The sequence below is a fragment of the Blastococcus sp. TML/C7B genome (assembly GCF_016612845.1).
Classification (GTDB): Bacteria; Actinomycetota; Actinomycetes; order Mycobacteriales; family Geodermatophilaceae; genus Blastococcus.
On record NZ_JAEOAA010000001.1, the window covers coordinates 1,656,303 to 1,679,401 of the forward strand.

The window sequence follows — 23,099 nt, forward strand, 5'->3', positions numbered from 1 at the left end:
ACACCGGCTCCGCGCCGCAGCCTCCTCTCTCCCACGGGACGCGCTCCGAGCTGTATCGGAGCCCCACCCCGCATGACTGTGGTCAACCCTGTCTCGTTCGAGTCGAACGACGCCGACACCACCATCGAGAACACCCCCGCCGAGACCCCCGCGGAGCCCCAGGGCCCGACCTTCGGCCAGCTGGGCCTGCCCCAGCTGCTGGTCACCGCGCTCGAGCGGCGCGGCATCCACCGCCCGTTCGCCATCCAGACCTCCGCCCTGCCCGACGCCCTCGCCGGTCGCGACGTGCTCGGCAAGGCCGCGACCGGCTCGGGCAAGACGCTGGCCTTCGGCCTGCCGCTGCTCGCCCGCATCGGCGCCGAGGTCAAGCAGGGCCGTCGCGCCCCGCGCGGCCTGGTCCTCGTGCCGACCCGCGAGCTCGCCCAGCAGGTGCACGACAACCTGGCGCCCCTCGGCCAGGCCACCGGTGTGCAGCTGGCGACCGTCTACGGCGGCGCCCCGATGTACCGCCAGATCCAGCAGCTGCGCCGCGGTGTGGACGTCATCATCGCCACCCCCGGCCGCCTGCAGGACCTGATCAGCCAGGGCGAGGCCACCCTCGCCGAGGTCGTCGTCACCGTCCTCGACGAGGCCGACTTCATGGCCGACCTGGGCTTCCTCCCGGTCGTCAAGGAGCTGCTCGACCAGACCGCCCGCGACGCCCAGCGCCTGCTGTTCTCGGCGACGCTGGACGGCGAGGTCGACGCGCTGGTCCGCCGCTACCTCAAGGACCCGGCCCGGCACGAGGTCAAGCGCGCCGGCGACGACGCCCCGCCGGCCGAGCACCTGGCCTTCACGCTGGCCTTCCGCGACAAGCTGCAGGTCGCCACGGAGCTCGCCTCCCGACCGGGCCGGACGATCATCTTCGCCCGCACCCAGCTGGGCGTGGACCGGCTCGCCGACAACCTGAAGGCCGCCGGCATCAAGGCCGAGGCGATCCACGGCGGGCTGCCCCAGGCCGCGCGCCGCCGGGCGCTGGAGGAGTTCACCGACGCCCGCTCGCCGGTCCTCGTCGCCACCGACGTCGCCGCCCGCGGCATCCACGTCGACGACGTCTCGCTGGTCCTGCACTACGACCCGCCGACGGACGCCAAGACCTACCTGCACCGCTCGGGCCGCACCGCCCGCGCCGGCGCCGCCGGTGTCGTCGTCTCGCTGCTCCTGCCCGACCAGGTCGGCCAGGCCAAGCGCCGGTTCCGCACCGCCAAGGTCGACCCGCCGCTGGACCGCACCCGGCCCGGCGACAAGCCGATCCTGGACCTGGTCGCCGCCGGCATCCCGGTGGAGCCCAAGGAGCGCACGCAGCGCGACATGCGCCGCGGTGGCGGTGGCCCCGGTGGTCGTCCGCGTCGCGACGGCGAGCGCCCCAGCGGCTCCCGCGGCGGCCCGCGTCGTTCCTACGGCGACCGTCCCCGGCCCGCCGGTGACCGGCCCGCGGGCGAGCGCTCGTACGGCAGCGGGCGGCCCGGCCGGCCCTCGCGCCACGGCGCGTAAGCAGCACTGGACGACGAAGCGGCCGGTCCCGGGTTCTCCCGGGGCCGGCCGCTTCGCTGTGCGCTCGGTCCGTGCGCTCAGTCGCGGAAGACGAGCCGTCCGCTGACCAGCGCCACGATCTCGTCCCAGGCGGGGCGGACGGCGGCGGCGTCGGGCTGGCGCAGCGCGGCGTCGGGCTCCCGCTCGCCCCGGGCCACGGCCTGGCCCAGCGCCTCGGTGGGGGAGAGCAGCTCTTCGACCCGCGGCAGCCGGCCGTACTCGGCGAGGTCGCGGGCGCCCTCGACCGGCTGCGCCAGGGCCGCGAGGCCGATCAGCCCGGCGGCGCCGTCGGCGACCTCGCCCAGGACGTCGGCGAGCCCGACCAGGTCGTAGCGGTCCTGCTCCGCGGGCAGCGGCGGGACGTCGGTTGCGACGACCTCCGGCCAGGAGGCGATCTCGCTGAGGTCGTGCTGCTCGGTCCCGGCGCAGAAGCGGGCCAGGTCGGCGGGGGTGTCGAAGAGGAAGACCTCGCCGTCGCGGCCCAGGAAGCGGGCGACGTCGTCGACGTAGCAGCGCAGGGTCAGCCCGGCGCCGTCGGGGACGACGACCTCCACGGGCAGGATGCCGACGCCCTCCCAGAACCGCGCCGCCGCGGCGACCGCGGCGGGGTCGTGGACCAGCCGCCCGCCACCGCCGGCGATGGTGCGCACGCCCGCCGCGGTGCCGGCGGCGCGCACGTCGACGGGCTCGATGTCGTCGTCCTCGTCGTCGCTGTCGTCCTCGTCGACGAGGACCGGGGCCGACTCGGAGGCCGAGGGGTAGTCGCCGGGGGACACGGTGCCCGCGCCGGTCCAGTCCAGGTGCTCGCCGAGCTCCTCGACGACGTCCTCCCACAGGTCGTCCAGGGCGCCGCCGACGCCGGCCCAGGCGTCCTCGCCGGAGCGACCCGCGAACGCCTCGACGCCCAGGCCGAGGGAGCCGATCTCGGGCTTGGCGACCAGCTCGGCGACCGCCTCGAACTCGGTCTCGTCGTCGGCCAGGTCGTCGTCGTCCTCGTCCCCGGCGTCGAGGCACTCGGCCAGGCGGCTGACGATGTCGACCGTGGCGGCCAGCTCCTCGACCGCCCAGCGGTCGGGCTCCTCGGCGGCGATGTCGTAGACGCCGTCGAGGTCGTAGCGGTGGTCGTCGTCCGGGGTGAGATCGGCGGCGCCGAGCCCGGCGACCACCGGCCAGACCGGGTGGTCGGCCAGGTCGTGGTCGGTGCTGCTGCGGCAGAACGCGGCGAGCGCGGCCGGCGAGGGGAAGAGGTGGACGACGGCGGTGGGCACCGGGTTCTCCGGGTCGTCGTCGTTGATGTCGGCGCGCACCTCGACGGTGGTGCCGAGGAACGCCTGCCACTCCTCGCCGTCCTCCTCCCACGGAGGAGCCCACAGCGTGTAGCCCGTGCGGTCGTCGAGGGTCAGTGCGATGGGAACGATGCTGGGCCTGGCCACGGGGAGACTCTGCCAGATGCGCGCGCCCGCGTTCGCCCGGCTTTGGGCTCAGGCCTCCGCGCGCGGGGCGCGCCAGACGACCGCCACGAGGACGGCCGCGGCGAGCGCGACGCACGCCCCGATGCCGGCGGTGAGATCGACGCCGGCGCTGAACGCCTCCCGGGCGCCGGCCTCCAGCGCGGCGGCCGTCTCCGCGGGCAACCGGCCGGCGACGTCGACCGCGCCGCCGAGGGTGTCGGCGGCAGCCCGGTCGGGGGCGTCCAGCCCGGCGGGCAGCACCAGCCGGGTGGTGTAGACCGCGCCGAGGACGCTGCCCAGGACGGCGACGCCGAGCCCGGTGCCCAGCTCGTAGGCCGTCTCGCTGATGGCGCTGGCCTGCCCGGCGCGCTCGGCGGGGGCGGCGGTGAGGATCGCGTCGTTGGTGAGCGTCTCGGCGAGGCCGGCGCCCGCCGCGACCAGCGTGAAGGCGAGGACCAGGAGCGCGGCCGGCGACCCGCTGCCCAGCCGGGTCGCGACGACGTACCCGGCGGCGCCCAGCAGCAGCCCGGTGACGACCAGCCCGCGCACGGGGAACCGCCGCGCCAGGGGGACGGCGGCCAGCCCGGCGAGGACCGAGGCGACCAGGCCGGGGACGAGCAGGAGGCCGGCCTCCATCGGGCTGCGGCCGAGCACCAGCTGGAGGTACTGCGAGGCGAGCAGCAGCAGGCCGGACATCGCAGCGATGGTGAGCAGGTTGGCGCCGATGGCCGCGGTGACCACCCGCGAGCGGAACAGCCGCAGGTCCAGCAGCGGGTCGGGGCGGATCAGCTGGCGCCGCACGAATGCGGTGCCGGCGACCAGACCCAGCGCCGTCGCCGCGGCCGGGAGGGGGCCGGCGTCACCGGCGGCAACGGCCTTCACGGCCCAGACCAGCGGCAGCACGGTCGCCAGCGACAGCACCACGCTGACGACGTCGGCGCGGCCGGGTGCGGGGTCGCGGGACTCGGGCAGCACCCGGGCGGCACCGAGCAGGACGAGCAGCACGGGGACGTTGACGAGGAAGACCGAGCCCCACCAGAAGCGTTCGAGCAGCGCGCCGCCGACGACCGGTCCGAGCGCCGCCCCGCCGGCGAACCCGGAGGCCCAGATCGCGACCGCCAGCCGGCGCTGCTGCTGGTCGAGGAACAGGTTGCGCAGCAGGGCCAGGGTGGAGGGCATGAGCGCCGCCCCGAACACGCCCTGGAGGGGCGCGGGCGGCGATCAGCCAGTGCACGCCCGGGGCGTAGGCGGCCAGCACCGAGGCGGCGCCGAAACCGACCGCGCCGACCAGGAGCAGCCGGCGGCGGCCGAACCGGTCACCGAGGCTGCCGGCGGTGACCAGCAGCCCCGCGAGCAGCAGCGGGTAGATGTCGACCGCCCACAGCAGCTCGGTGCCCGTCGGGGCGAGCGCCCGGGTGATCGAGGGGACGGCGAAGGTGAGGACCGTGCCGTCGACCGAGATGAGCAGCACCGGGAGCATGAGCACGGCCAGGCCGAGCCACTCCCGCCGCCCCGCGAGGGGCGGGGCCGTGGTGGTCACAGGCCGATCGGGTGCCACACCGTCTTGGTCTCCAGGAACGGCGTCATCCGGGCCAGCCCGGGGTCGGCGGTCCAGTCCGGCTCGGCCGTCGGCGCGCGGAGGACCCGCTTGATGGTGCCGGCGGCCTCCCGCTCGAACTCCATGGCGCGGTGCGCGGGGGCGCCGGTGAGGTCGACGGCGTCGACGTCGGCGTGCTCGGCCAGCCAGGTGCCCAGCTCCGCGGCGTCGCCGGTGAGCAGGTTGACGACCCCGCCGGGGACGTCGCTGGTGGCCAGCACCTCGGCGAGGGTGACCGCGGGCAGCGGCCGCTCCTTGGAGGTGACGACGACGGCGGTGTTGCCGGTCGCGAGCACCGGGGCGAGCACGCTGACCAGGCCGAGCAGGCTCGACTGCTGCGGGGCGAGGACGGCCACGACGCCGGTCGGCTCGGGCGTCGAGAAGTCGAAGTACGGGCCGGCGACCGGGTTGGCCCCGCCGAGGACGGCGGCCAGCTTGTCGGTCCAGCCGGCGTACCAGACCCAGCGGTCGATGGCGGCGTCCACGGCGGCGCGGGCCTTGGAGGCGCTGAGCCCCTCGCCGGCGGCGACCTCCTCGCAGAACTGGGCGTGCCGGCCCTCCATCACCTCGGCCACGCGGTAGAGCACCTGGCCGCGGTTGTAGGCGGTGGCACCGGACCACTTCGCGAAGGCGCCGCGGGCGGCGACGACGGCGTCCCGGGCGTCCTTGCGGCTGGCCCAGGCGGCGTTGGCGAGGAAGTGACCCTTGGCGTCGGTGACCTCGTAGGTGCGGCCGGACTCCGACCGCGGGAAGGCCCCGCCGACGTACAGCTTGTAGGTCTTGCGGACGGCGAGCCGGTCGTTCCCGATCACTGGTCGGCACCCTTCAGGTACGCGGCCAGACCGTGCCGGCCGCCCTCGCGGCCGTAGCCGGACTGCTTGTAGCCGCCGAAGGGCGACGTCGGGTCGAACTTGTTGAACGTGTTGGCCCAGACCACCCCGGCGCGGAGTTGGTCGGCGATCTTCAGGATCCGCGAGCCCTTCTCGGACCAGATGCCGGCCGAGAGCCCGTAGGTGGAGTTGTTGGCCTTGGCGACCGCCTCGTCCGGCGTCCGGAAGGTCAGGACGCTGAGCACCGGGCCGAAGACCTCGTCGCGGGCGATGCGGTGCGCGGGGGAGACCTCGGTGAAGACCGTGGGTGGGAACCAGAAGCCGCGGCCGGGCAGGTCGCCGGCGGGCTGCCAGCGCTGCGCGCCCTCGGCCTCGCCGATGTCGGAGAGCTCCCGGATGCGGGCCAGCTGCTCGGCGCTGTTGATCGCACCGATGTCGGTGTTCTTGTCCAGCGGGTCGCCGACGCGCAGCGTGCCGATCCGGCGCTGCAGGGCGGCGATGACCTCGTCGTGGATCGACTCCTGCACCAGCAGCCGGCTGCCCGCGCAGCAGACGTGGCCCTGGTTGAAGAAGATGCCCTGCACGATGCCCTCGACGGCCTGGTCGATCGGGGCGTCGTCGAACACGATGTTCGCCGCCTTGCCGCCGAGCTCCAGCGTCAGCTTCTTGCGGGTCCCGGCGACGGCGCGGGCGATCTGCCGGCCGACGTCCGTGGAGCCGGTGAACGCGACCTTGTCGACGTCGGCGTGCTCCACCACCGCGCGGCCGGTGTCGCCGGCGCCGGTGACGATGTTGACCACGCCGGCCGGGAGGTCGGCCTGCCGGCAGACCTCGGCGAACAGCAGCGCGGTCAGCGGGGTGGTCTCGGCCGGCTTGAGGACGACGGTGTTGCCGGCGGCCAGGGCGGGGGCGACCTTCCAGGCCAGCATCATCAGCGGGAAGTTCCACGGGATGACCTGGCCGGCGACGCCGAGCGGCCGCGGCTGGGTGCCCAGGCCGACGTGCTCGAGCTTGTCCGCCCAGCCGGCGTAGTAGAAGAAGTGCGCGGCGGCCAGCGGCACGTCGACGTCGCGGGACTCCCGGATCGGCTTGCCGTTGTCCAGGGACTCGAGGACGGCGAACTCGCGGGCGCGCTCCTGCAGGAGCCGGGCGATGCGGAACAGGTACTTGCCGCGGTCGGCCGGGCGCATGGGGCCCCAGGTCCGCTCGAAGGCGCGGCGGGCGGCGCGCACGGCGCGGTCGACGTCGGCCGCGCTGCCGGAGGCGACCTTGGTGAGGACCTCCTCGGTGGCCGGGTTGATCGAGTCGAAGGGCTCGCCGGTGCCGTCGACGAACTCGCCGTCGACGAACAGGCCGTAGGAGGGCGCGATGTCCACGATGGACCGCGACTCGGGCGCGGGGGCGTACTCGAAGACGCTCATGGGTCAGTCCACCGTGACGTAGTCGGGGCCGGAGTAGTGGCCGGTGCGCAGCTTCTGGCGCTGGAGCAGGAGGTCGTTGAGCAGGCTGGAGGCGCCGAAGCGGAACTGGTCGGGGTGCAGCCAGTCCGGGCCGGCCGTCTCGTTGATCAGCACGAGGTGCTTGATCGCGTCCTTCGTCGTCCGGATGCCGCCGGCGGGCTTGAAGCCGATCTGCCGGCCGGTGGCGATGCGGAAGTCGCGGACCGCCTCGAGCATCACCAGGCCGACCGGGAGGGTCGCGGCGGGGCTGACCTTGCCGGTGGAGGTCTTGATGAAGTCGCCGCCCGCGAGCATCGCGATCCAGCTGGCGCGGCGGACGTTGTCGAGGGTGACCAGCTCGCCGGTCTCGAGGATGACCTTGAGGTGCGCGTCCCCGCAGGCCTCCTTGACCGCCACGATCTCCTCGTAGACGTCGAGGTAGCGGCCGGCGAGGAAGGCGCCGCGGTCGATGACCATGTCGATCTCGTCGGCGCCGTTCTCGACGGCGTCGCGGACGTCGGCGAGCTTGACCGCGCGGCTGGCCCGGCCGCTCGGGAAGGCGGTGGCGACGGCGGCGACGTGCACGCCGCTGTCCCCGAGCGCCTCGCGCGCGACGCCGGCGAGGTCGCCGTAGACGCAGACGGCGGCGACCCGCGGGCAGGTCGGGTCGCTCGGGTCGGGGCGCATCGCCTTGGCGGCGAGGCTGCGCACCTTGCCGGGGGTGTCGGCGCCCTCGAGCGTGGTCAGGTCGACCATCGAGATCGCGGTGTCGATCGCCCACGCCTTCGACGTCGTCTTGATCGAGCGGGTGCCCAGCTGCGCGACGCGGGCCTCGGCGCCGACCTGGTCGACCCCGGGGAGGCCGTGCAGGAAGGCGCGGAACGCCGAGTCGGAGCGGGTCACGTCGTCGTACGGCGGCAGCGGCGCGTGCACCGCGGGGGTCGCCCCGGGCAGCGCGTCGGGGTCGAGCACGTGGGTCATGCCGGCCATTCTCCCTTGTCCGCGCTCGCCGTCCGCTCCCCGCTCACCCCGAGGGAGTGCGTGACGTGCCCGCGCGCGGCGTGAGCGGTCGGTTCGGGCGGGCCTGCTCCCCGGAGGGGGCGGCCGCTACCGTTCCTCCCGTGCAGCTCACCGTCGTCGACCACCCGCTGGCCCGAGCCCGGCTGAGCCGGATGCGCGACGAGCGCACCGACAACGCCGCCTTCCGCGCCGCCCTCCGCGAGCTGACCCAGATGCTGGTCTACGAGGCCACCCGTGAGCTCGACATCGCGGAGGAGACGATCCGCACGCCGGTGGTGGAGACCACCGGGTACCGGCTCGCGGCGCCGCCGCTGATCGTGCCGGTGCTGCGCGCCGGCCTCGGCATGGCCGACACCGCGCACGGCATGCTGCCCGAGTCGCAGATGGGCTTCGTCGGCCTGGCCCGCAACGAGGAGACGTTCCAGCCCGAGGCGTACATGGCCTCGCTGCCCGAGTCGCTGGTCGACCGGCACGTGTTCGTGCTCGACCCGATGCTCGCCACCGGCGGCTCGCTGGTGCACTGCTGCGGTCTGCTCACCGCCCGCGGCGCCACCCAGATCACCGTGCTGTGCGCGCTCGCCGCGCCGGAGGGTGTCCGGCGCCTGGAGGAGAGCGGCCTGCCGCTGCGGGTCTTCACCGCGAGCATCGACGAGGGCCTCAACGAGAACGCCTACATCGTCCCGGGCCTCGGCGACGCCGGCGACCGCCAGTTCGGCGCGGTCTGAGGATGCGCGTCGGGCTGCTCGGCACCGGCCCCTGGGCACGCGCCGTGCACGCCCCGGCGCTCGCGGCGCACCCGTCGGCCGAGCTGGCCGGCGTCTGGGGACGCGACCTGGCGAAGGCCGAGGCGCTGGGCGCGGAGTTCGAGGTGCCGGGCGTGGCCGACGTCGACGAGCTGCTCGGGCAGGTGGACGCCGTCGCCATCGCGCTCCCGCCCGACGTCCAGGCGCCGCTGGCCGAGCGCGCCGCCGCGGCCGGCAAGCACCTGCTGCTGGAGAAGCCGGTCGCGCTCTCGGCGGCCGCGGCCGACCGGGTCGCCGACGCGGTGCACGCCGCCGGGGTGGCCTCGGTCGTCTTCTTCACCCTGCGCTTCCAGGACGCGACGGCCACCTGGCTGACCCAGGCCGGCCGCACCCGGCTGGCCGGCGGGGCCGGCTCCTGGCTGGCGTCGGTCGCCGGCACGCCGTTCGCCGCCTCGCCCTGGCGGCAGGAGCACGGCGCGCTGTGGGACGTCGGGCCGCACGCGCTCTCGGTGCTCGTGCCCGCGCTCGGGCCGGTCGTCTCGGTGCAGGCCGGCGCGGGCCTGCTCGACACCGTGCACCTGGTGCTCGCGCACGAGTCCGGCGCCGCGTCGACGGTCACGCTGTCCCTGACGGTGGCGTCGATGTCCGGCGGTGTCGAGTTCTTCGTGCACGGCGACGCCGGCCGGCTGGTGCTGCTGCCCGAGGCCGGCTCGGCGGTCGAGGCGTTCGCGGTCGCCGTGGACGAGCTGCAGGCCGCGGCGCTCACCGGTGGGGCGCACCCCTGCGACGTCGCGTTCGGCCGGGACGTCGTCGTCGTCCTGGAGACGGCGGCCCGGGCGCTGGCCTCCGGACGGCGGGAGACCGTGCCCCGCTGAGCCCCGCGGTCAGCGCTCCACCTCGTACCGCAGCATGACGACGCCGTTGCCGAACGGCCTGGTCTCGACCAGGCGCAGGTCGGCCGGCGGACCCTCCTCGAACAGCCGACGGCCGTGCCCGACCAGCACGGGGTTGACGAAGATCCGGTACTCGTCGATCAGGTCGTGCCGCCGGAACGACTCCGTCAGCACCGGCCCGCCGACCACCATGTCGCCGCCGGGCTGCGCCTGCAGGGCCCGCACCTCCTCGGGGACGACGTCCCGCACGACGGTGGCGTTGGGTCCCGGGGTGTCCAGGGTCCGCGAGTAGACGACCTTCGGCGTGCTCCGCCAGATCTCGGCGAAGCGGGCGACCGGCTCCGGGACGTCGGGCCCCTCGTCGGCGTTCGGCCAGTAGTCCTCCATCAGCTGGTAGGTGACCCGGCCCTCGAGGAAGGCGCCGCTGCCGGCCAGCAGGTCGTTGAAGTAGGAGTGCAGCTCCTCGTCGACGCGGTGCCAGCTGATGTCGGCGTCCGGGCCCTCGAAGTAGCCGTCCAGGGAGATCCCCAGGTGCATCACGATCCGGCGCATGGCTCTCCTCGGGCAGGCAGTGGTGGCTGGCGTCGCCGTCATGACCGGAGGTGCCGGCCGGACTCATCGGTGCGGCCGGCGGAGCGCCCGCTCAGTCGTACGGGTTGGTCAGGACGGGGCGAGCCTGCAGCACGGTGAACGTGACCGGGAGGCCTTCGGTCGTGGTGGTTCCCGGGACGGGCAGCTCGAGGCCCCCGTCGACGCTGAACGACGCCGACCAGGTGGTCGTGAGGGAGGCGGTCCAGCTGCCGCCGGCGTAGTCGTGGCTGATCGTGTGCCGCGGGTAGGGCGCGCCGGGCGTCGTGCTGGTGAGGTCGGTGCCGTCGCCGGTGTGCCAGGTGAACGACGAGGCGGTGGCGGCGATGTCGACGGTGAAGCCGCGGATGTCGAGCGTGAAGGTCTGGGTCGTGGGGCCGTCGGTGTAGAAGACGACCGGCAGGCCGACCAGGGCGTTCCCCGGCGGTTGCTGGCGCGTGGGCAGCTGGGGGAGGGGGAGCGTCTGGAAGTAGCGGAACACCTCGCCCGGCGACGGCGGTGGGTTGAGCGCGGTGATGTCGACGCAGCCGCGTGCGCCCTGGATCCACGGGCCCAGCGGCGTGCCGACGGGGGCGCCATTCGTCGGGAGGCCGTCGACGGTGGTGGTGGCGCCGTCGGGCCCGGTGATCGCCAGGCGTCGCTGCTCGATGACCAGGTCCCGGATCACCCGGTCGGGCGGGGCAAGGCATTCACCGTCATCGGTCCGGTTGCAGAAGCCGGTCTCCCGGTCGTTCACGACGCACGGATCGGACAATTGATACGTGTATGGATGTTCGGCTGGTGCAGTATTCGAAGCAATCCAGTTGTTGCCAGGTGATTGCTCCAGATAGGCAGCCGTGAGCGCCCCAGGAGCCGTCTCGACGTCCGGGCAGAAGCGATCCCCGCATGGAGCGGCGGCCGCTGGAGCGGTGGCGAAGAGGGGTGCGACTACGAGAAACGGGAGGAGAACCCAACGCATACTCGTCATCCGACGGTGAAATCGGTGATTAGCCAGGAGTCATGGGCTTCGTGCCATCGCAAGCCGACCCCGCCTGGCAAAGCGGTGTAAGCCTCGGAACTACCGTCCGCCACAGGATTGCCGACCGAATCGACAACTGCAAGCGCGTCCTGGTCGAAGGCGATAGTGATTGAGGCTGTCGACTCCTGGATGAGAGGCGGATCGAATCTCGTGATCGTGATTTCGCCATCGCGATAGGCGTTTCCAGCGGCCGCGGCCTCTTCTGTGTTGTCCGCAATGCGGTCGCAGTCCCGGCAGCCGTCGCTGAACTCGCGCAGGGGCTGAGCGTCCATGACCGTCGAGGTCCGGTTGATCAGCTCGATGTAGTACCGCACGAAGGCCTCGGCGCCCGCGGCGTCAGGAGTGCGGGCCTCGGCAGGCATCGGCAGGTCCGCCGGGCCGAGGGGCGGCAGTTCCTCCTCCGCCGGAGCAGCGCTGCTGGGCGAGGGCAGGGTCTGCGCGGCCTCCTGCTCCTCCGAGCAGCCGGCGAGCACCGCCACCCCGGCGACGAGGCAGCCCGCCAGGCGCACCGTCCAGCGTCGCGTCACGCGTGACCCCTCCGTCGATCGACCGTCGCCGGAGACTATGCAGACCAGCAACGGACCGGACGGGCAGCCCTCCCTGTGGACAACCCACCCGCGCGGTCCCAGGTTCATGCCAGCGTGTGACCCCCACCGGGGACGAGGGAGCACGCATGAGCGTCCGGGACGGCAGATGGATCCCTCGCATGAGACGACCGGGGTCAGGCCTGCAGCCCGAGCGCCGCCGACATCTCCGCGCGCAGTTGGTCCAGCTCGTCCTCGCCGCGGCCGCGCGCCGCGATCAGCCCGGCGTCCTGGTGCACCGGCACCACGGTCTCCAGGTAGGCCTTGAGCTTCGGCTCGGTCCCGCTGGGCCGCACGATCACCCGCACGCCGTCGCCGAGCAGCCGCACCGCGTCCACCGGCGTCGGCTCCAGCGCCAGGTCCGCGAACGTCACCGGCCGCCCGAGCAGGGTGGCCGGCGGCCGCGCCCGCACCCGCGCCATGGCGTCCGAGATCAGCGTCAGGTCGTCGACCCGCACCGACAGCTGCCCGGTCGCGAACAGCCCGTGCTCCACGGCCAGCTCGTCCAGCCGGTCCAGCAGCGTCCTCCCCGACTCCTTCAGCTCCGCGGCGAGCAGCGCCACCGCCAGAGCCGCCGAGATGCCGTCCTTGTCCCGCGCCACCGACGGCGAGACCGAGTAGCCGAGAGCCTCCTCGTAGCCGTAGACCAGCGGCGCGGCGTCCGAGCCGGCCCGCATGATCCACTTGAAGCCGGTCGGCGTCTCCTCCGACGGCACCCCGTGCGCGCCCGCCACGACGTGCATGAGCGAGCCGCTGACCAGCGAGGACGCGTACGTCCCGCGCACACCGCGGCGCAGCAGCCAGTCGGCCAGCAGCGCGCCGACCTCGTCGCCGGTGAGCTGCCGGCCGCCGCACACCACGGCGCACCGGTCGGCGTCCGGGTCCTCCGCGATGGCGACGTCGGCGCCGGTCCGCTCGGCCAGGGCCTTCAGCAGGTCGGTCGCGCCCGGCTCCTCCGGGTTCGGGAAGGCGACGGTGCGGAACGTGGGGTCGGGCTCGTCCTGCTCCGGCACGCTCACCGGCTCGGCCAGGCCCGCGGCGGCGAACACCGCCCGCGTCGTCTCCGCACCCACGCCGTGCATCGCCGTGTAGGCCACCCGCAGCCCGCCCCGGGACGGCACCCGCTCGGGCGCCAGCGCGGCGACCACCGCGGCCACGTAGTCGGCGGCGACGTCGTCGCCGAGGGTGAGCCACTCGTCCGACAGCGGCACCTCGCGGGCCGGGCCGACGGCGGCGATCGCGGCCTCGATCTCCCGGTCGGCCGGCGGCACCAGCTGCGCGCCGTCGCCCAGGTAGACCTTGTAGCCGTTGTCGTCCGGCGGGTTGTGGCTGGCGGTCACCATGATCCCGGCGACGCAGCCCAGGTGGCGGACGGCGAACGACAGCACCGGCGTCGGCAGCGCCCGCGGCAGCACCTGCACCGCGAAACCGGCCGCGGCCAGCACCGAGGCCGAGATGCGGGCGAACTCGTCGGACCGCCGCCGGGCGTCGAAGCCGATTGACGATCCCGCCGCCCGCGGAGCCGGACCCGGCCAGCCAGGCGCCCAGCCCTGCGGCGGCGCGGGTCACCACCGCGGCGTTCATCCCCGCCGGCCCGGCGCGCAGCGGCCCGCGCAGCCCCGCCGTCCCGAAGGTCAGCGGGCCGGCGAACCGGTCGCCCAGCTCGGCGACGTCGCCGGACCCCACGAGCGCGAGGATCTCGGCCCGGTCGCCCTCGTGCGGATCGGCGTCGGCCCAGGCGCGGGCGGTGGCGAGCAGGTCGTCGGTCATGCGGGGGAGTCCCGTTCAGGCGTCGAAGCGGTCGGAGTCGAACTCGGCGGTGGCGTACTCGCCGCCCACGCGGGCGTGCACCGGGTCGGACAGGTCGGGCTCGCCGTGCGCGGCGATCAGCGCCTCGGCGTACACCTCCGCGTCGTCGGCCGGCTCGTACCCCAGCGCGCGGGCGGCGGTGAGGTCCCACCAGGCGCGGGTGTTGGCCGACACGCCCCAGACGACGCGGAAGCCCGGCGAGGGCGTCCGGAGGGCGGCGTCGACCAGCCGCACCGTGTCGCCGGGGGAGAGCCACGTGGACAGGTGCCGCGTCGTGGTCGGCTCGGGGAACGCGCTGCCGATGCGCAGGACGACGACGTCGAGGCCGTAGCGGTCGGCGTAGAGCGAGCCGAGCGCCTCCATCGCCACCTTCGAGACGCCGTAGTAGGTGTCCGGCCGCGGCGGGGCGTCCACCTCGCGCAGCAGCCCGCCGTCCGGTCGCGGGGTGTAGCCGGTGGCGTGGTTCGAGCCGGCCAGCACCACCCGCTGGACACCGGCCCGCCGCGCGGCCTCGAGCGCACAGTAGGTGCCCTCGATGTTGGTGTGCGCGATCGCCGGCCAGGTCGACTCGGTGGCGATCCCCGCGAGGTGCACGAGGGCGCCGGCGCCGCGGGCGGCCTCGGTCACGGCGGCCAGGTCGGTGGTGTCGGCGACGAGGTGCTCCTCACCCGGCCGCGGCTCCTCGACCGAGGACGACGTCCAGGCTGCGCACCGCCCAGCCGCGCTCGGGGAGCCCGCCGCGGAGGACGGTGCCGATCAGCCCGGCCGCGCCGGTCACCAGGACCGGCCCGGTCACGACGGCAGCTGCCCGATGAAGCGCACCAGGAACTCGCCGAGCCGGCCCGCGGCCTCGCGGCCGGCGGCGATGACCTCGTCGCCGTCGAGCTTCTCGCCGGTGATCCCGGCGGCGGCGTTGGTGACCAGGGAGAGGCCGAAGACCTCCAGGCCCTCGGCGCGCGCCGCGATCGCCTCCAGCGCCGTCGACATGCCCACGAGGTCGGCGCCCATCGTGCGCAGCATCCGGATCTCGGCGGGGGTCTCGTAGTGCGGGCCGGGCAGCGCCGCGTACACGCCCTCGGCCAGCTGCGGGTCCAGCTCGCGGGCCAGGGCGCGCAGCCGCGCGGAGTACAGGTCGGTGAGGTCGACGAAGTTGCCGCCCACCAGCGGGGAGCGGGCGGTCAGGTTCAGGTGGTCGGCGATGACCACGGCCTGGCCGACCCGGTGCTCGGGGGCCAGCCCGCCGGCGGCGTTGGTCAGCAGCACCGTCTTCACGCCCGCGGCGGCCGCGGTGCGCACCCCGTGCACGACCGGCTCGACGCCGCGGCCCTCGTACAGGTGGGTGCGGCCGAGGAAGAGCAGCACCTTGCGCTCACCCACCCGCACCGAGCGGATCTCCCCGCCGTGGCCCATCGCGGTCGGGGCCTGGAAACCGGGCAGCTCACCGATGGCCACGCTGTACTCGGCCGGCCCGAAGGCGTCGGCCGCGGGCGCCCAGCCCGAGCCCATCACGACCGCGACGTCGTGCTGCCCACCGAGGGCGGTCGTGAGGTCGTCGGCGGCGAGGGCGGCGACGGAGTGCGCGTCGGTTCCGGGGTGCTGGTCCACGGAGGGACGCTAACGGGTGACGGTGCTCGGTCGCCGGGTGGGCAGCGCCGGACCTCCCTAGACTCCGGCCCGTGGAGATCCCCTTCCGGTCGTCCGAGCGGGCCAGCCTGGGCGTGGAGTGGGAGCTGCAGCTGGTCGACCTCGAGACGCGCGAACTGGTCCCCGGCGCGGTCGAGATCCTCGAGCAGCTGCGCCCCGACGGCGCCGAGGAGCACCCCAAGGCCAAGCACGAGCTGCTGCAGTCGACGATCGAGATCATCACCGGCGTCTGCACCACCGTCTCCGAGGCGAAGGCCGACCTCGCCGGCACCCTCGCGGAGGTCGCCGCCGCCGCCGAGCAACGCGGCCTGGGGCTGCTGTGCGCGGGCACGCACCCCTTCACCGACTGGCAGAGCCAGCTCGTCTCGCCCAAGGAGCGCTACCTCGAGCTGGTCGAGCGGATGCAGTGGATGGCCCGCCGGATGCAGATCTTCGGCGTCCACGTGCACGTCGGCATCCGGGCGCCGGAGAAGGCCATCCCGATCGTCAACGCGCTGTGCCAGTACATCCCGCACTTCCTCGCGCTGTCCTCGTCCTCCCCGTTCTGGGTCGGCTGCGACACCGGCCTGGCGTCCTCCCGCACCAAGATCTTCGAGGGCATGCCGACGGCGGGGCTGCCCTACCAGCTGGCGGACTGGGCCGAGTTCGAGGAGTACATGGAGACGCTCATCTCCACGCGGTCGATCGAGAGCGTCCGCGAGGTGTGGTGGGACGTCCGGCCGCACCCCGACTTCGGCACCGTCGAGCTGCGCATCTGCGACGGCCTGCCCACCCTCGACGAGATCGGGGCGGTCGCCGCGCTCGCCCAGTGCCTGGTCGAGCAGTTCGACACCCAGCTCGACCGCGGCTACACGCTGCCCACGCCCGCTTCCTGGGTGCTGCGCGAGAACAAGTGGCGGGCCTCCCGGTACGGCCTGGACGCCGACATCGTCGTCGACGACAAGGGCACGGTGCGGCCGGTGCGGCAGGCCATCGTCGACCTGGTCGAGGAGCTGCGCCCCACCGCCAGGCGGCTGGGCTGCGAGGCCGAGCTCGCCGACGTGCTGCGCGTGCTCGACGTCGGCGCCTCCTACCAGCGCCAGCGGGCCGTCGCGGCCGGGAGCGACGGCGACCTGCGGCCGGTGGTCGACAGCCTGCTCGCCGAGATGCGGGACGGGCTGCCCGCGACCGGGCCGGTCGGCCGGCCCACCGAGCCGGCCCCGGGCCCGGGCGACTGCGCCGGGGGGCACGCGGCGTGACCCCCGTCGTCGAGGGCCTCGGCGCGGCGGTGGACGACTGGGTGGAGACCCACGCGCCGCAGCTGGTCGCCGTGCGCCGCCACCTGCACGCCCACCCCGAGCTGGCCTACGCCGAGGTGGAGACGACGTCGTTCCTGGAGCAGCGGCTGCGCGCGGCCGGGCTCTCGCCGGTGCGGCTGCCCACCGGCACCGGGCTGGTCGTCGAGGTGGGGGAGGGCCCCGGCCCGACGGTCGTGCTGCGCGGGGACATCGACGCGCTGCCGCTGCCCGACCTCAAGGACGTCCCGTACGCCTCCACCCGCGAGGGCGTGTGCCACGCCTGCGGCCACGACGTGCACACCACCGTCGTCCTCGGGGTGGCGCTGGCGCTGCAGGCGGTCGGTGGGCTGCCCGGCCGGGTGCGCTGCGTCTTCCAGCCGGCCGAGGAGACGGTGCCCGGCGGCGCCACGCAGGTGGTCGCCTCGGGCGTGCTCGACGGCGCCTCCCGTGCGTTCGCGCTGCACTGCGACCCGTCGGTGCCCGCGGGCTCGGTCGGGCTGCGCACCGGCGCGATCACCGCGGCCTGCGACCGCATCGACGTCACCCTCACCGGCCCCGGCGGGCACACCGCCCGGCCGCACCTGACCGTCGACCTGGTCGACGCGCTCGGCCGGCTGATCACCGAGCTGCCCGGGCTGCTCTCCCGCCAGGTCGACCCGCGCGCGGGGATGTCGCTGGTGTGGGGCTCGGTCGACGCCGGCGTCGCGGCCAACGCCATCCCTCAGCGGGGCACGCTGCGCGGCACCGTCCGCGTGCTGGACCGGGACGCCTGGCAGGGCGCGGAGGAGATCATCCGCGCGCTCGTGGCCCGGGTCGCGGCCGCCACCGGGGCCGAGGTCGAGGTCGACTACGTGCGCGGCGTCCCGCCGGTGGTGAACGACCCCCGCTCGGTGGCGCTGCTGCGCTCGGCCGCCCTCGAGGCGGTGGGCGCCGACGGCGTCGTGCTCTCCCCGCAGAGCATGGGCGGCGAGGACTTCGGCTGGTTCGCCGACGTCCTGCCGATCGCGCTGGCGCGGCTGGGCACGCACGGCGGCGGAGCCGAGCTGGACCTGCACCGCGGCACCTTCGACGTCGACGAGCGGGCCATCGGCGTGGGCGTGCGGCTGCTCGCCCGCGCCGCGTTGCACGCCCTCGCCGCCGACGCCGCCGCACCCGCCGGGAGCGGTCCGCCGCCACCCGCCCGCACGGGGCGCCGCGGCCCCGGAGACACTGCTGCGCGACGAGTCGACGAGGAGTCCCCCCGAGCATGAGTTCCACCGACGAGCACAGCAGCGACGCGACGCCGGCGCGGGCCGACGCGCAGGTCCCCAGCGAGCACGAGGTCCCGCAGGACCTCGGGCTGGCCGCCGAGTTCCCCGGCGTCACCCGCGACCAGTGGCGTGACCTGGTCGCCGGCGTGCTGCGCAAGGCGGGCCGGGAGGAGCTCCCCGAGCCGGTGGAGGAGGCGCTGCGCCGCCCCGTCGCCCCGGGCGTGACCGTCGCCCCGCTGTACACCGCCGAGGACGCGGCCGACCTGCCGACCGCGGCCGGCGTCCCCGGCCTGCCGCCCTTCGTCCGCGGCTCGCGCGCCGGGGCCTCCGGCGCCGCCGGCGGTGCCGACGGCGACGTGCCCGGCGGCTGGGACGTCCGCCAGCGGCACGCGCACCCCGACGTCGCGGTCACCAAGGAGGCGATCGCCGCCGACCTGGAGAACGGCGTCACCTCGCTGTGGCTCGTCGTCGGCGAGGGCGCCGTGCCCGCCGACCGGCTCGGCGAGGTGCTCGCCGACGTCTACCTCGACCTGGCCCCGGTCAGCGTCTCCGGCGGGACGGTCGCGGCCGAGGCGTTCCTCGACCTGATCGAGGCCCGCAGCGACACCGACGCCCCCATCGCGCCCGGCGGCTCGCTCGGCCTGGACCCGCTCGGCGACTCCGCCGCCTCCGGCCGGCCGCAGGACCTCGGCGGCCTGGCCGCGCTGGCCCGCCGCGCCGCCGCCCACCCCGACCTGCGCAGCGTCGTCGTCGACGGCACGGTCTTCGCCGACGCCGGCGCCTCGGTCGTGGAGGAGCTGGGCTGCTCGCTGGCCGCGGGCGTCGCGTACCTGCGGGCCCTCACGGACGGCGGGCTCTCCGTCGACGAGGCGTTCGGCCAGCTGGAGTTCCGCTACAGCGCCGGCGCCGAGCAGTTCACGACCATCGCCGCGCTGCGCGCCGCGCGCCGGCTGTGGGACCGCGTCGGCGAGGTCAGCGGCGCCTCGCCGGAGGTGCGCGGCCAGCGGCAGCACGCCGTCACCTCCTCGGTGATGACGACCAGGCGCGACCCCTGGGTGAACATGCTGCGGACGACGGTGGCCTGCTTCGCCGCCGGCGTCGGTGGCGCCGACGCCGTCACCGTGCAGCCCTTCGACGCAGCTCTCGGCCTGCCCGACTCCTTCGCCCGGCGGATCGCCCGCAACACCCAGAGCCTGCTCGTGGAGGAGGGCCACCTGGCCCGCGTCCTCGACCCGGCCGGCGGCTCCTGGTACGTCGAGTCGCTGACCGACGAGCTGGCCCGCGCCGCCTGGGAGTGGTTCACCGAGATCGAGCGGGCCGGCGGCCTGGCCGCCGCACTCGACTCCGGCCTGGTCCGCGACCGCATCGCCACCGCGTGGGACGCCCGCTCGAAGCGGCTGGCCACCCGCGCCGAGGCGATCACCGGCGTCAGCGAGTTCCCCAACCTCGCCGAGAAGCTGCCCGAGCGGCAGCCCGCGGCCGAGCTGCACCCCGGTGGGGGGCTGCCCCGCGTGCGCGCCGCCCAGGAGTACGAGGCGCTGCGCGACGCCGCCGACGCGGCGCCCGAGCGGCCGACCGTCTACCTGGCCACCATCGGTCCGATCGCCCGGCACACCGCCCGGGCGAGCTTCGCCGGCAACCTGTTCCAGGCCGGTGGCCTGGCGACGCCCGCCGGCGACCTCGCCGAGGGCCTGCGCGAGGCCGGGACGACCGTCGCCTGCATCTGCGGGACGGACAAGGACTACGCCGAGCAGGCGGCCGGGCTGGCCGCCGCGCTGAAGGAGGCCGGCGCCACGCAGGTGTGGCTGGCCGGCAAGCCCGACCTCGCCGTCGACGGGGTCGACGGGTACGTGTACGCCGGATGCGACGCCCTGGACGTGCTCCGCACCGTCCACGCGCAGCTGGGCCTCGAAGGAGTGCAGTCATGACCGGTATCCCCGACTTCGGCGACGTCGAGCTCGGCCGCCCCACCGCCTCGGCCTCCACCGAGGAGTGGGCGCAGGCGTTCGAGAAGACCACCCGGCCGCAGCGTGGCCGACGCGGCCTGGGAGACCCCCGAGGGCATCTCCGTCCCGCCGCTGTTCACGCCCGCCGACCTGGAGGGTCTGGACTTCCTCGAGACCCTCCCGGGCCTGCCGCCGTTCCTCCGCGGCCCCTACCCGACGATGTACACGACCCAGCCGTGGACCGTCCGGCAGTACGCCGGGTTCTCCACCGCCGCGGAGTCCAACGCCTTCTACCGGCGCAACCTGGCCGCCGGCCAGAAGGGCCTGAGCGTCGCGTTCGACCTGCCCACGCACCGCGGCTACGACTCCGACCACCCGCGCGTGGTCGGCGACGTCGGCATGGCGGGCGTGGCGATCGACTCGATCCTGGACATGCGGCAGCTGTTCGACGGCATCCCGCTGGACAAGATGAGCGTCTCGATGACGATGAACGGCGCGGTCCTGCCGGTGCTGGCGCTCTACATCGTCGCGGCCGAGGAGCAGGGCGTGACGCCCGCGCAGCTCACGGGGACGATCCAGAACGACATCCTCAAAGAGTTCATGGTGCGGAACACCTACATCTACCCGCCCAAGCCCTCGATGCAGATCATCAGCGACATCTTCAGCTTCACCTCGCAGGAGATGCCCCGCTACAACTCCATCTCGATCTCCGGCTACCACATCCAGGAGGCCGGGGCGACCGCCGACCTGGAGCTGGCGTACACGCTGGCCGACGGCGTGGAGTACCTGAAGGCGGGCAAGGACGCCGGCATCGACGTCGACGCCTTCGCGCCGCGGCTGTCGTTCTTCTGGGCCATCGGCATGAACTTCTTCATGGAGGTCGCCAAGCTCCGGGCCGGGCGGCTGCTGTGGGCCCGCCTGGTCAAGGAGGCCGGCGCGCAGAACCCCAAGTCGCTGGCGCTGCGCACCCACTCGCAGACCTCGGGCTGGTCGCTGACCGCGCAGGACGTCTACAACAACGTCGTCCGCACCTGCCTGGAGGCCATGGCCGCCACCCAGGGGCACACCCAGTCGCTGCACACCAACGCCCTCGACGAGGCGCTGGCGCTGCCGACCGACTTCTCCGCCCGCATCGCCCGCAACACCCAGCTGCTGCTGCAGCAGGAGTCGGGCACCACCCGGGTCATCGACCCGTGGGGCGGCTCGGCCTACGTCGAGAAGCTGACCTACGACCTGGCCCGCCGCGCCTGGGCGCACATCCAGGAGGTCACCGAGGCCGGCGGTATGGCGCAGGCCATCGACGAGGGCATCCCGAAGCTGCGGATCGAGGAGGCGGCGGCCCGCACCCAGGCCCGCATCGACTCCGGCCGCCAGCCGGTCATCGGCGTCAACAAGTACCGGGTGGACGCCGACGAGACCATCGAGGTGCTCAAGGTCGACAACGCCGACGTCCTGGCCCAGCAGAAGGCCAAGCTCGAGCAGCTGCGCGCCGACCGTGACGCCGGGGCGGTCGAGGACGCGCTGCGTCGCCTCACCGGGGCCGCGCGCGCCGCCGCCGAGGGGCGGCGGGGGAGCGGCCTGGACGAGAACCTGCTCAAGCTCGCCGTCGACGCCGCCCGCGCGAAGGCCACCGTCGGCGAGATCTCCGACGCGCTGGAGGAGGTCTACGGGCGGCACGCCGGCCAGGTCCGCACGATCTCCGGTGTCTACCGCGACGAGGCGATGGCCGGGCGCACGGCGGGAGAGGACAGCCCCATGGAGGAGACCCGCCGGATGGCCGAGGCCTTCGAGGAGGCCGAGGGCCGGCGCCCCCGCATCCTGGTCGCCAAGATGGGCCAGGACGGGCACGACCGCGGCCAGAAGGTCATCGCGACCGCCTTCGCCGACCTCGGCTTCGACGTCGACGTGGGCCCGCTGTTCCAGACCCCCGACGAGGTGGCCCGCCAGGCGGTGGAGGCCGACGTGCACGTCGTCGGCGTCTCGTCGCTGGCGGCCGGCCACCTCACGCTCGTGCCCGCGCTGAAGACCGCGCTGGCCGAGCTGGGTGCCGACGACGTGCTGATCGTCGTCGGCGGCGTCATCCCGCCCGACGACGTGCCGACGCTGCACGAGATGGGAGCCGCGGCGGTCTTCCCGCCCGGCACCGTCATCGCCGAGGCGGCCCAGGAGCTGCTCCGCACCCTGTCCGGCCGCCTGGGGCACTGATGCGCCCGGAGGGAGGGGCAGAAATGGCCATTTCTGCCCCTCGGGGCCCGGCGGTCGACGTCCCCGCGCTGGTCGAGGGCGTGCTGGCGGGCGACCGCCGGACGATGGCGCGCGCCATCACGCTGGTCGAGTCGCGGCGCGCAGACCACCGGGAACGGGCGCAGGAGCTGCTGGTCGAGCTGCTGCCGCACGCCGGGGGAGCGCGCCGCGTCGGCATCAGCGGCGTCCCCGGCGTCGGGAAGTCGACGTTCATCGACCAGCTCGGGGTGACGCTGACCGCGGCCGGCTCGAAGGTCGCGGTGCTCGCCGTCGACCCGTCCTCGGCGCGGTCGGGCGGCTCGATCCTCGGCGACAAGACGCGGATGGTCCGGCTGTCGGTGGACCCGCACGCCTTCATCCGGCCCTCCCCGACCTCGGGCACGCTCGGCGGGGTCGCCCAGGCGACGCGGGAGTCGATGGTCGTCGTCGAGGCCGCCGGCTACGACGTCGTGCTCGTGGAGACCGTCGGCGTCGGGCAGTCGGAGATCACCGTCGCCGAGATGGTCGACTCCTTCCTCTTCCTCACCCTGGCGCGCACCGGCGACCAGCTGCAGGGCATCAAGCGCGGCATCCTCGAGATCGCCGACGTCATCGCCGTCAACAAGGCCGACGGGGACGGCTTACCGGGTGCGCGGAAGGCCGCGCGCGAGCTCGCCCAGGCGATCCGGATGCTGCGCGGCCACGGCGAGACGTGGGACGTGCCGGTGCTCACCTGCGCCGGCCTCACCGGGGACGGCCTGGACGAGGTCTGGGCCAAGCTGGTCGAGCACCAGGACCGGATGAAGGCCTCCGGGGAGTTCGACGAGCGCCGGCGCAGCCAGCAGGTCCGCTGGACCTGGCAGCTGGTGCGGGACGGGCTGGACCACGCGCTCCGGGCGCACCCCGACGTCCGCGCGGTGGCGCCGACCCTGGAGAAGGCGGTGCTCGCCGAGGAGCTCACCCCGGCCCTGGCGGCGCGCCAGATCCTGGAGACCTTCCTGGGGCAGCGCCCCGCCGGCTGACCGCCGCAGGAAGGCGTCCGGAACAGCCGAGTCCCGTGTCGACACTTCGGCACATTTCGCCCAGCACCCGGCTGGTGACACGCAGTTGTGAGAGTGACCGTTCCGTCTCGCCGCTGGTACTTTCTGCTTACAGAAAGTAGCGCTGAGTAACGCCTTTTCCTGCGCAGCACCGGAACTCCCGGTCCGTCGCCAC

At 74.6% G+C, this 23,099-nt stretch carries 20 protein-coding genes and 1 pseudogene; 8 read left to right on the top strand and 13 right to left on the bottom strand.

What is annotated here, in order from left to right:
• Nucleotides 1-72: 72 nt before the first annotated feature.
• Nucleotides 73-1,533, top strand: coding sequence for a DEAD/DEAH box helicase (locus JKP76_RS08145; RefSeq protein WP_200490345.1), 1,461 nt, complete (start codon nucleotides 73-75; stop codon nucleotides 1,531-1,533).
• 77 nt (nucleotides 1,534-1,610) lie between these two features.
• Here JKP76_RS08145 and JKP76_RS08150 read toward each other — a convergent pair whose 3' ends face one another.
• The 6 genes and pseudogenes from JKP76_RS08150 to deoC form a co-directional block, all read right to left on the bottom strand.
• The gene (locus tag JKP76_RS08150) at nucleotides 1,611-3,005 is read right to left on the bottom strand and encodes a hypothetical protein (protein ID WP_200490347.1); all 1,395 of its coding nucleotides are present in this window, start codon (nucleotides 3,003-3,005) and stop codon (nucleotides 1,611-1,613) included.
• A gap of 48 nt (nucleotides 3,006-3,053) precedes the next feature.
• Entirely contained in the window at nucleotides 3,054-4,202 is a 1,149-nt protein-coding gene (locus JKP76_RS08155; protein WP_375335628.1) for an MFS transporter, read from the bottom strand.
• 88 nt (nucleotides 4,203-4,290) lie between these two features.
• A pseudogene (locus tag JKP76_RS23950) lies at nucleotides 4,291-4,503 on the bottom strand (MFS transporter); the annotation flags it as partial.
• 56 nt (nucleotides 4,504-4,559) lie between these two features.
• Nucleotides 4,560-5,432, bottom strand: coding sequence for an aldehyde dehydrogenase family protein (locus tag JKP76_RS08160; protein ID WP_309230010.1), 873 nt, complete (start codon nucleotides 5,430-5,432; stop codon nucleotides 4,560-4,562).
• A complete protein-coding gene (locus tag JKP76_RS08165) occupies nucleotides 5,429-6,871 on the bottom strand; it encodes an aldehyde dehydrogenase family protein (protein ID WP_200490348.1) in 1,443 nt (480 codons plus the stop codon). The genes JKP76_RS08160 and JKP76_RS08165 overlap by 4 nt, the downstream gene beginning before the upstream one ends.
• Nucleotides 6,872-6,874: 3 nt before the next feature.
• Nucleotides 6,875-7,870 carry a deoxyribose-phosphate aldolase gene (gene deoC / locus JKP76_RS08170; protein ID WP_242471224.1) on the bottom strand — a complete coding sequence of 332 codons (996 nt, stop codon included), beginning with the start codon at nucleotides 7,868-7,870 and terminating at the stop codon, nucleotides 6,875-6,877.
• Between the two features lie 140 nt (nucleotides 7,871-8,010).
• On the opposite strand from deoC, the gene upp reads away from it, so the two are divergent.
• Nucleotides 8,011-8,634: a uracil phosphoribosyltransferase gene (gene upp, locus JKP76_RS08175; RefSeq protein ID WP_200490350.1), complete on the top strand. Its 624-nt coding sequence runs from the start codon at nucleotides 8,011-8,013 to the stop codon at nucleotides 8,632-8,634.
• 2 nt (nucleotides 8,635-8,636) lie between these two features.
• Complete coding sequence (locus tag JKP76_RS08180) at nucleotides 8,637-9,527, top strand: Gfo/Idh/MocA family protein (RefSeq protein WP_200490352.1); 891 nt, start codon at nucleotides 8,637-8,639, stop codon at nucleotides 9,525-9,527.
• A gap of 9 nt (nucleotides 9,528-9,536) precedes the next feature.
• Here the strand turns inward: JKP76_RS08180 and JKP76_RS08185 are convergent, their stop codons facing one another.
• The 7 genes from JKP76_RS08185 to JKP76_RS08210 all read right to left on the bottom strand — a co-directional run bounded on the left by JKP76_RS08185 (nucleotide 9,537) and on the right by JKP76_RS08210 (nucleotide 15,149).
• Complete coding sequence (locus JKP76_RS08185) at nucleotides 9,537-10,097, bottom strand: dihydrofolate reductase family protein (protein WP_200490354.1); 561 nt, start codon at nucleotides 10,095-10,097, stop codon at nucleotides 9,537-9,539.
• Nucleotides 10,098-10,188: 91 nt separating this feature from the next.
• On the bottom strand, nucleotides 10,189-10,869 hold the full coding sequence (locus JKP76_RS08190) for a hypothetical protein (RefSeq protein WP_242471225.1): 681 nt from the start codon (nucleotides 10,867-10,869) through the stop codon (nucleotides 10,189-10,191).
• A 227-nt stretch (nucleotides 10,870-11,096) separates the two neighbouring features.
• Nucleotides 11,097-11,678 (bottom strand): DUF6318 family protein, encoded by a 582-nt coding sequence (locus JKP76_RS08195; protein ID WP_200490358.1) that lies wholly within the window; start codon nucleotides 11,676-11,678, stop codon nucleotides 11,097-11,099.
• Nucleotides 11,679-11,872: 194 nt separating this feature from the next.
• On the bottom strand, nucleotides 11,873-13,180 hold the full coding sequence (locus JKP76_RS08200; protein ID WP_309232888.1) for a phospho-sugar mutase: 1,308 nt from the start codon (nucleotides 13,178-13,180) through the stop codon (nucleotides 11,873-11,875).
• 340 nt (nucleotides 13,181-13,520) lie between these two features.
• Entirely contained in the window at nucleotides 13,521-14,171 is a 651-nt protein-coding gene (locus tag JKP76_RS08205) for an NAD(P)-dependent oxidoreductase (RefSeq protein WP_309232889.1), read from the bottom strand.
• A gap of 37 nt (nucleotides 14,172-14,208) precedes the next feature.
• Nucleotides 14,209-14,340 carry a hypothetical protein gene (locus JKP76_RS22315; protein ID WP_255522523.1) on the bottom strand — a complete coding sequence of 44 codons (132 nt, stop codon included), beginning with the start codon at nucleotides 14,338-14,340 and terminating at the stop codon, nucleotides 14,209-14,211.
• Nucleotides 14,337-15,149, bottom strand: a complete 813-nt coding sequence (locus tag JKP76_RS08210; protein ID WP_200490360.1) for a purine-nucleoside phosphorylase — start codon at nucleotides 15,147-15,149, stop codon at nucleotides 14,337-14,339. The genes JKP76_RS22315 and JKP76_RS08210 overlap by 4 nt, the downstream gene beginning before the upstream one ends.
• Nucleotides 15,150-15,220: 71 nt before the next feature.
• Between JKP76_RS08210 and JKP76_RS08215 the strand changes: the two genes are divergently transcribed.
• The 5 genes from JKP76_RS08215 to meaB all read left to right on the top strand — a co-directional run bounded on the left by JKP76_RS08215 (nucleotide 15,221) and on the right by meaB (nucleotide 22,906).
• On the top strand, nucleotides 15,221-16,426 hold the full coding sequence (locus JKP76_RS08215; RefSeq protein ID WP_200490362.1) for a glutamate--cysteine ligase: 1,206 nt from the start codon (nucleotides 15,221-15,223) through the stop codon (nucleotides 16,424-16,426).
• On the top strand, nucleotides 16,423-17,715 hold the full coding sequence (locus JKP76_RS08220; RefSeq protein ID WP_200490364.1) for an amidohydrolase: 1,293 nt from the start codon (nucleotides 16,423-16,425) through the stop codon (nucleotides 17,713-17,715). The genes JKP76_RS08215 and JKP76_RS08220 overlap by 4 nt, the downstream gene beginning before the upstream one ends.
• Complete coding sequence (locus JKP76_RS08225) at nucleotides 17,712-19,643, top strand: methylmalonyl-CoA mutase subunit beta (RefSeq protein ID WP_200490366.1); 1,932 nt, start codon at nucleotides 17,712-17,714, stop codon at nucleotides 19,641-19,643. The genes JKP76_RS08220 and JKP76_RS08225 overlap by 4 nt, the downstream gene beginning before the upstream one ends.
• Before the next feature lie 102 nt (nucleotides 19,644-19,745).
• Nucleotides 19,746-21,866 carry a methylmalonyl-CoA mutase gene (scpA, locus tag JKP76_RS08230; protein WP_200490368.1) on the top strand — a complete coding sequence of 707 codons (2,121 nt, stop codon included), beginning with the start codon at nucleotides 19,746-19,748 and terminating at the stop codon, nucleotides 21,864-21,866.
• 23 nt (nucleotides 21,867-21,889) lie between these two features.
• Entirely contained in the window at nucleotides 21,890-22,906 is a 1,017-nt protein-coding gene (gene meaB, locus JKP76_RS08235; protein ID WP_200490369.1) for a methylmalonyl Co-A mutase-associated GTPase MeaB, read from the top strand.
• Nucleotides 22,907-23,099: the final 193 nt, after the last annotated feature.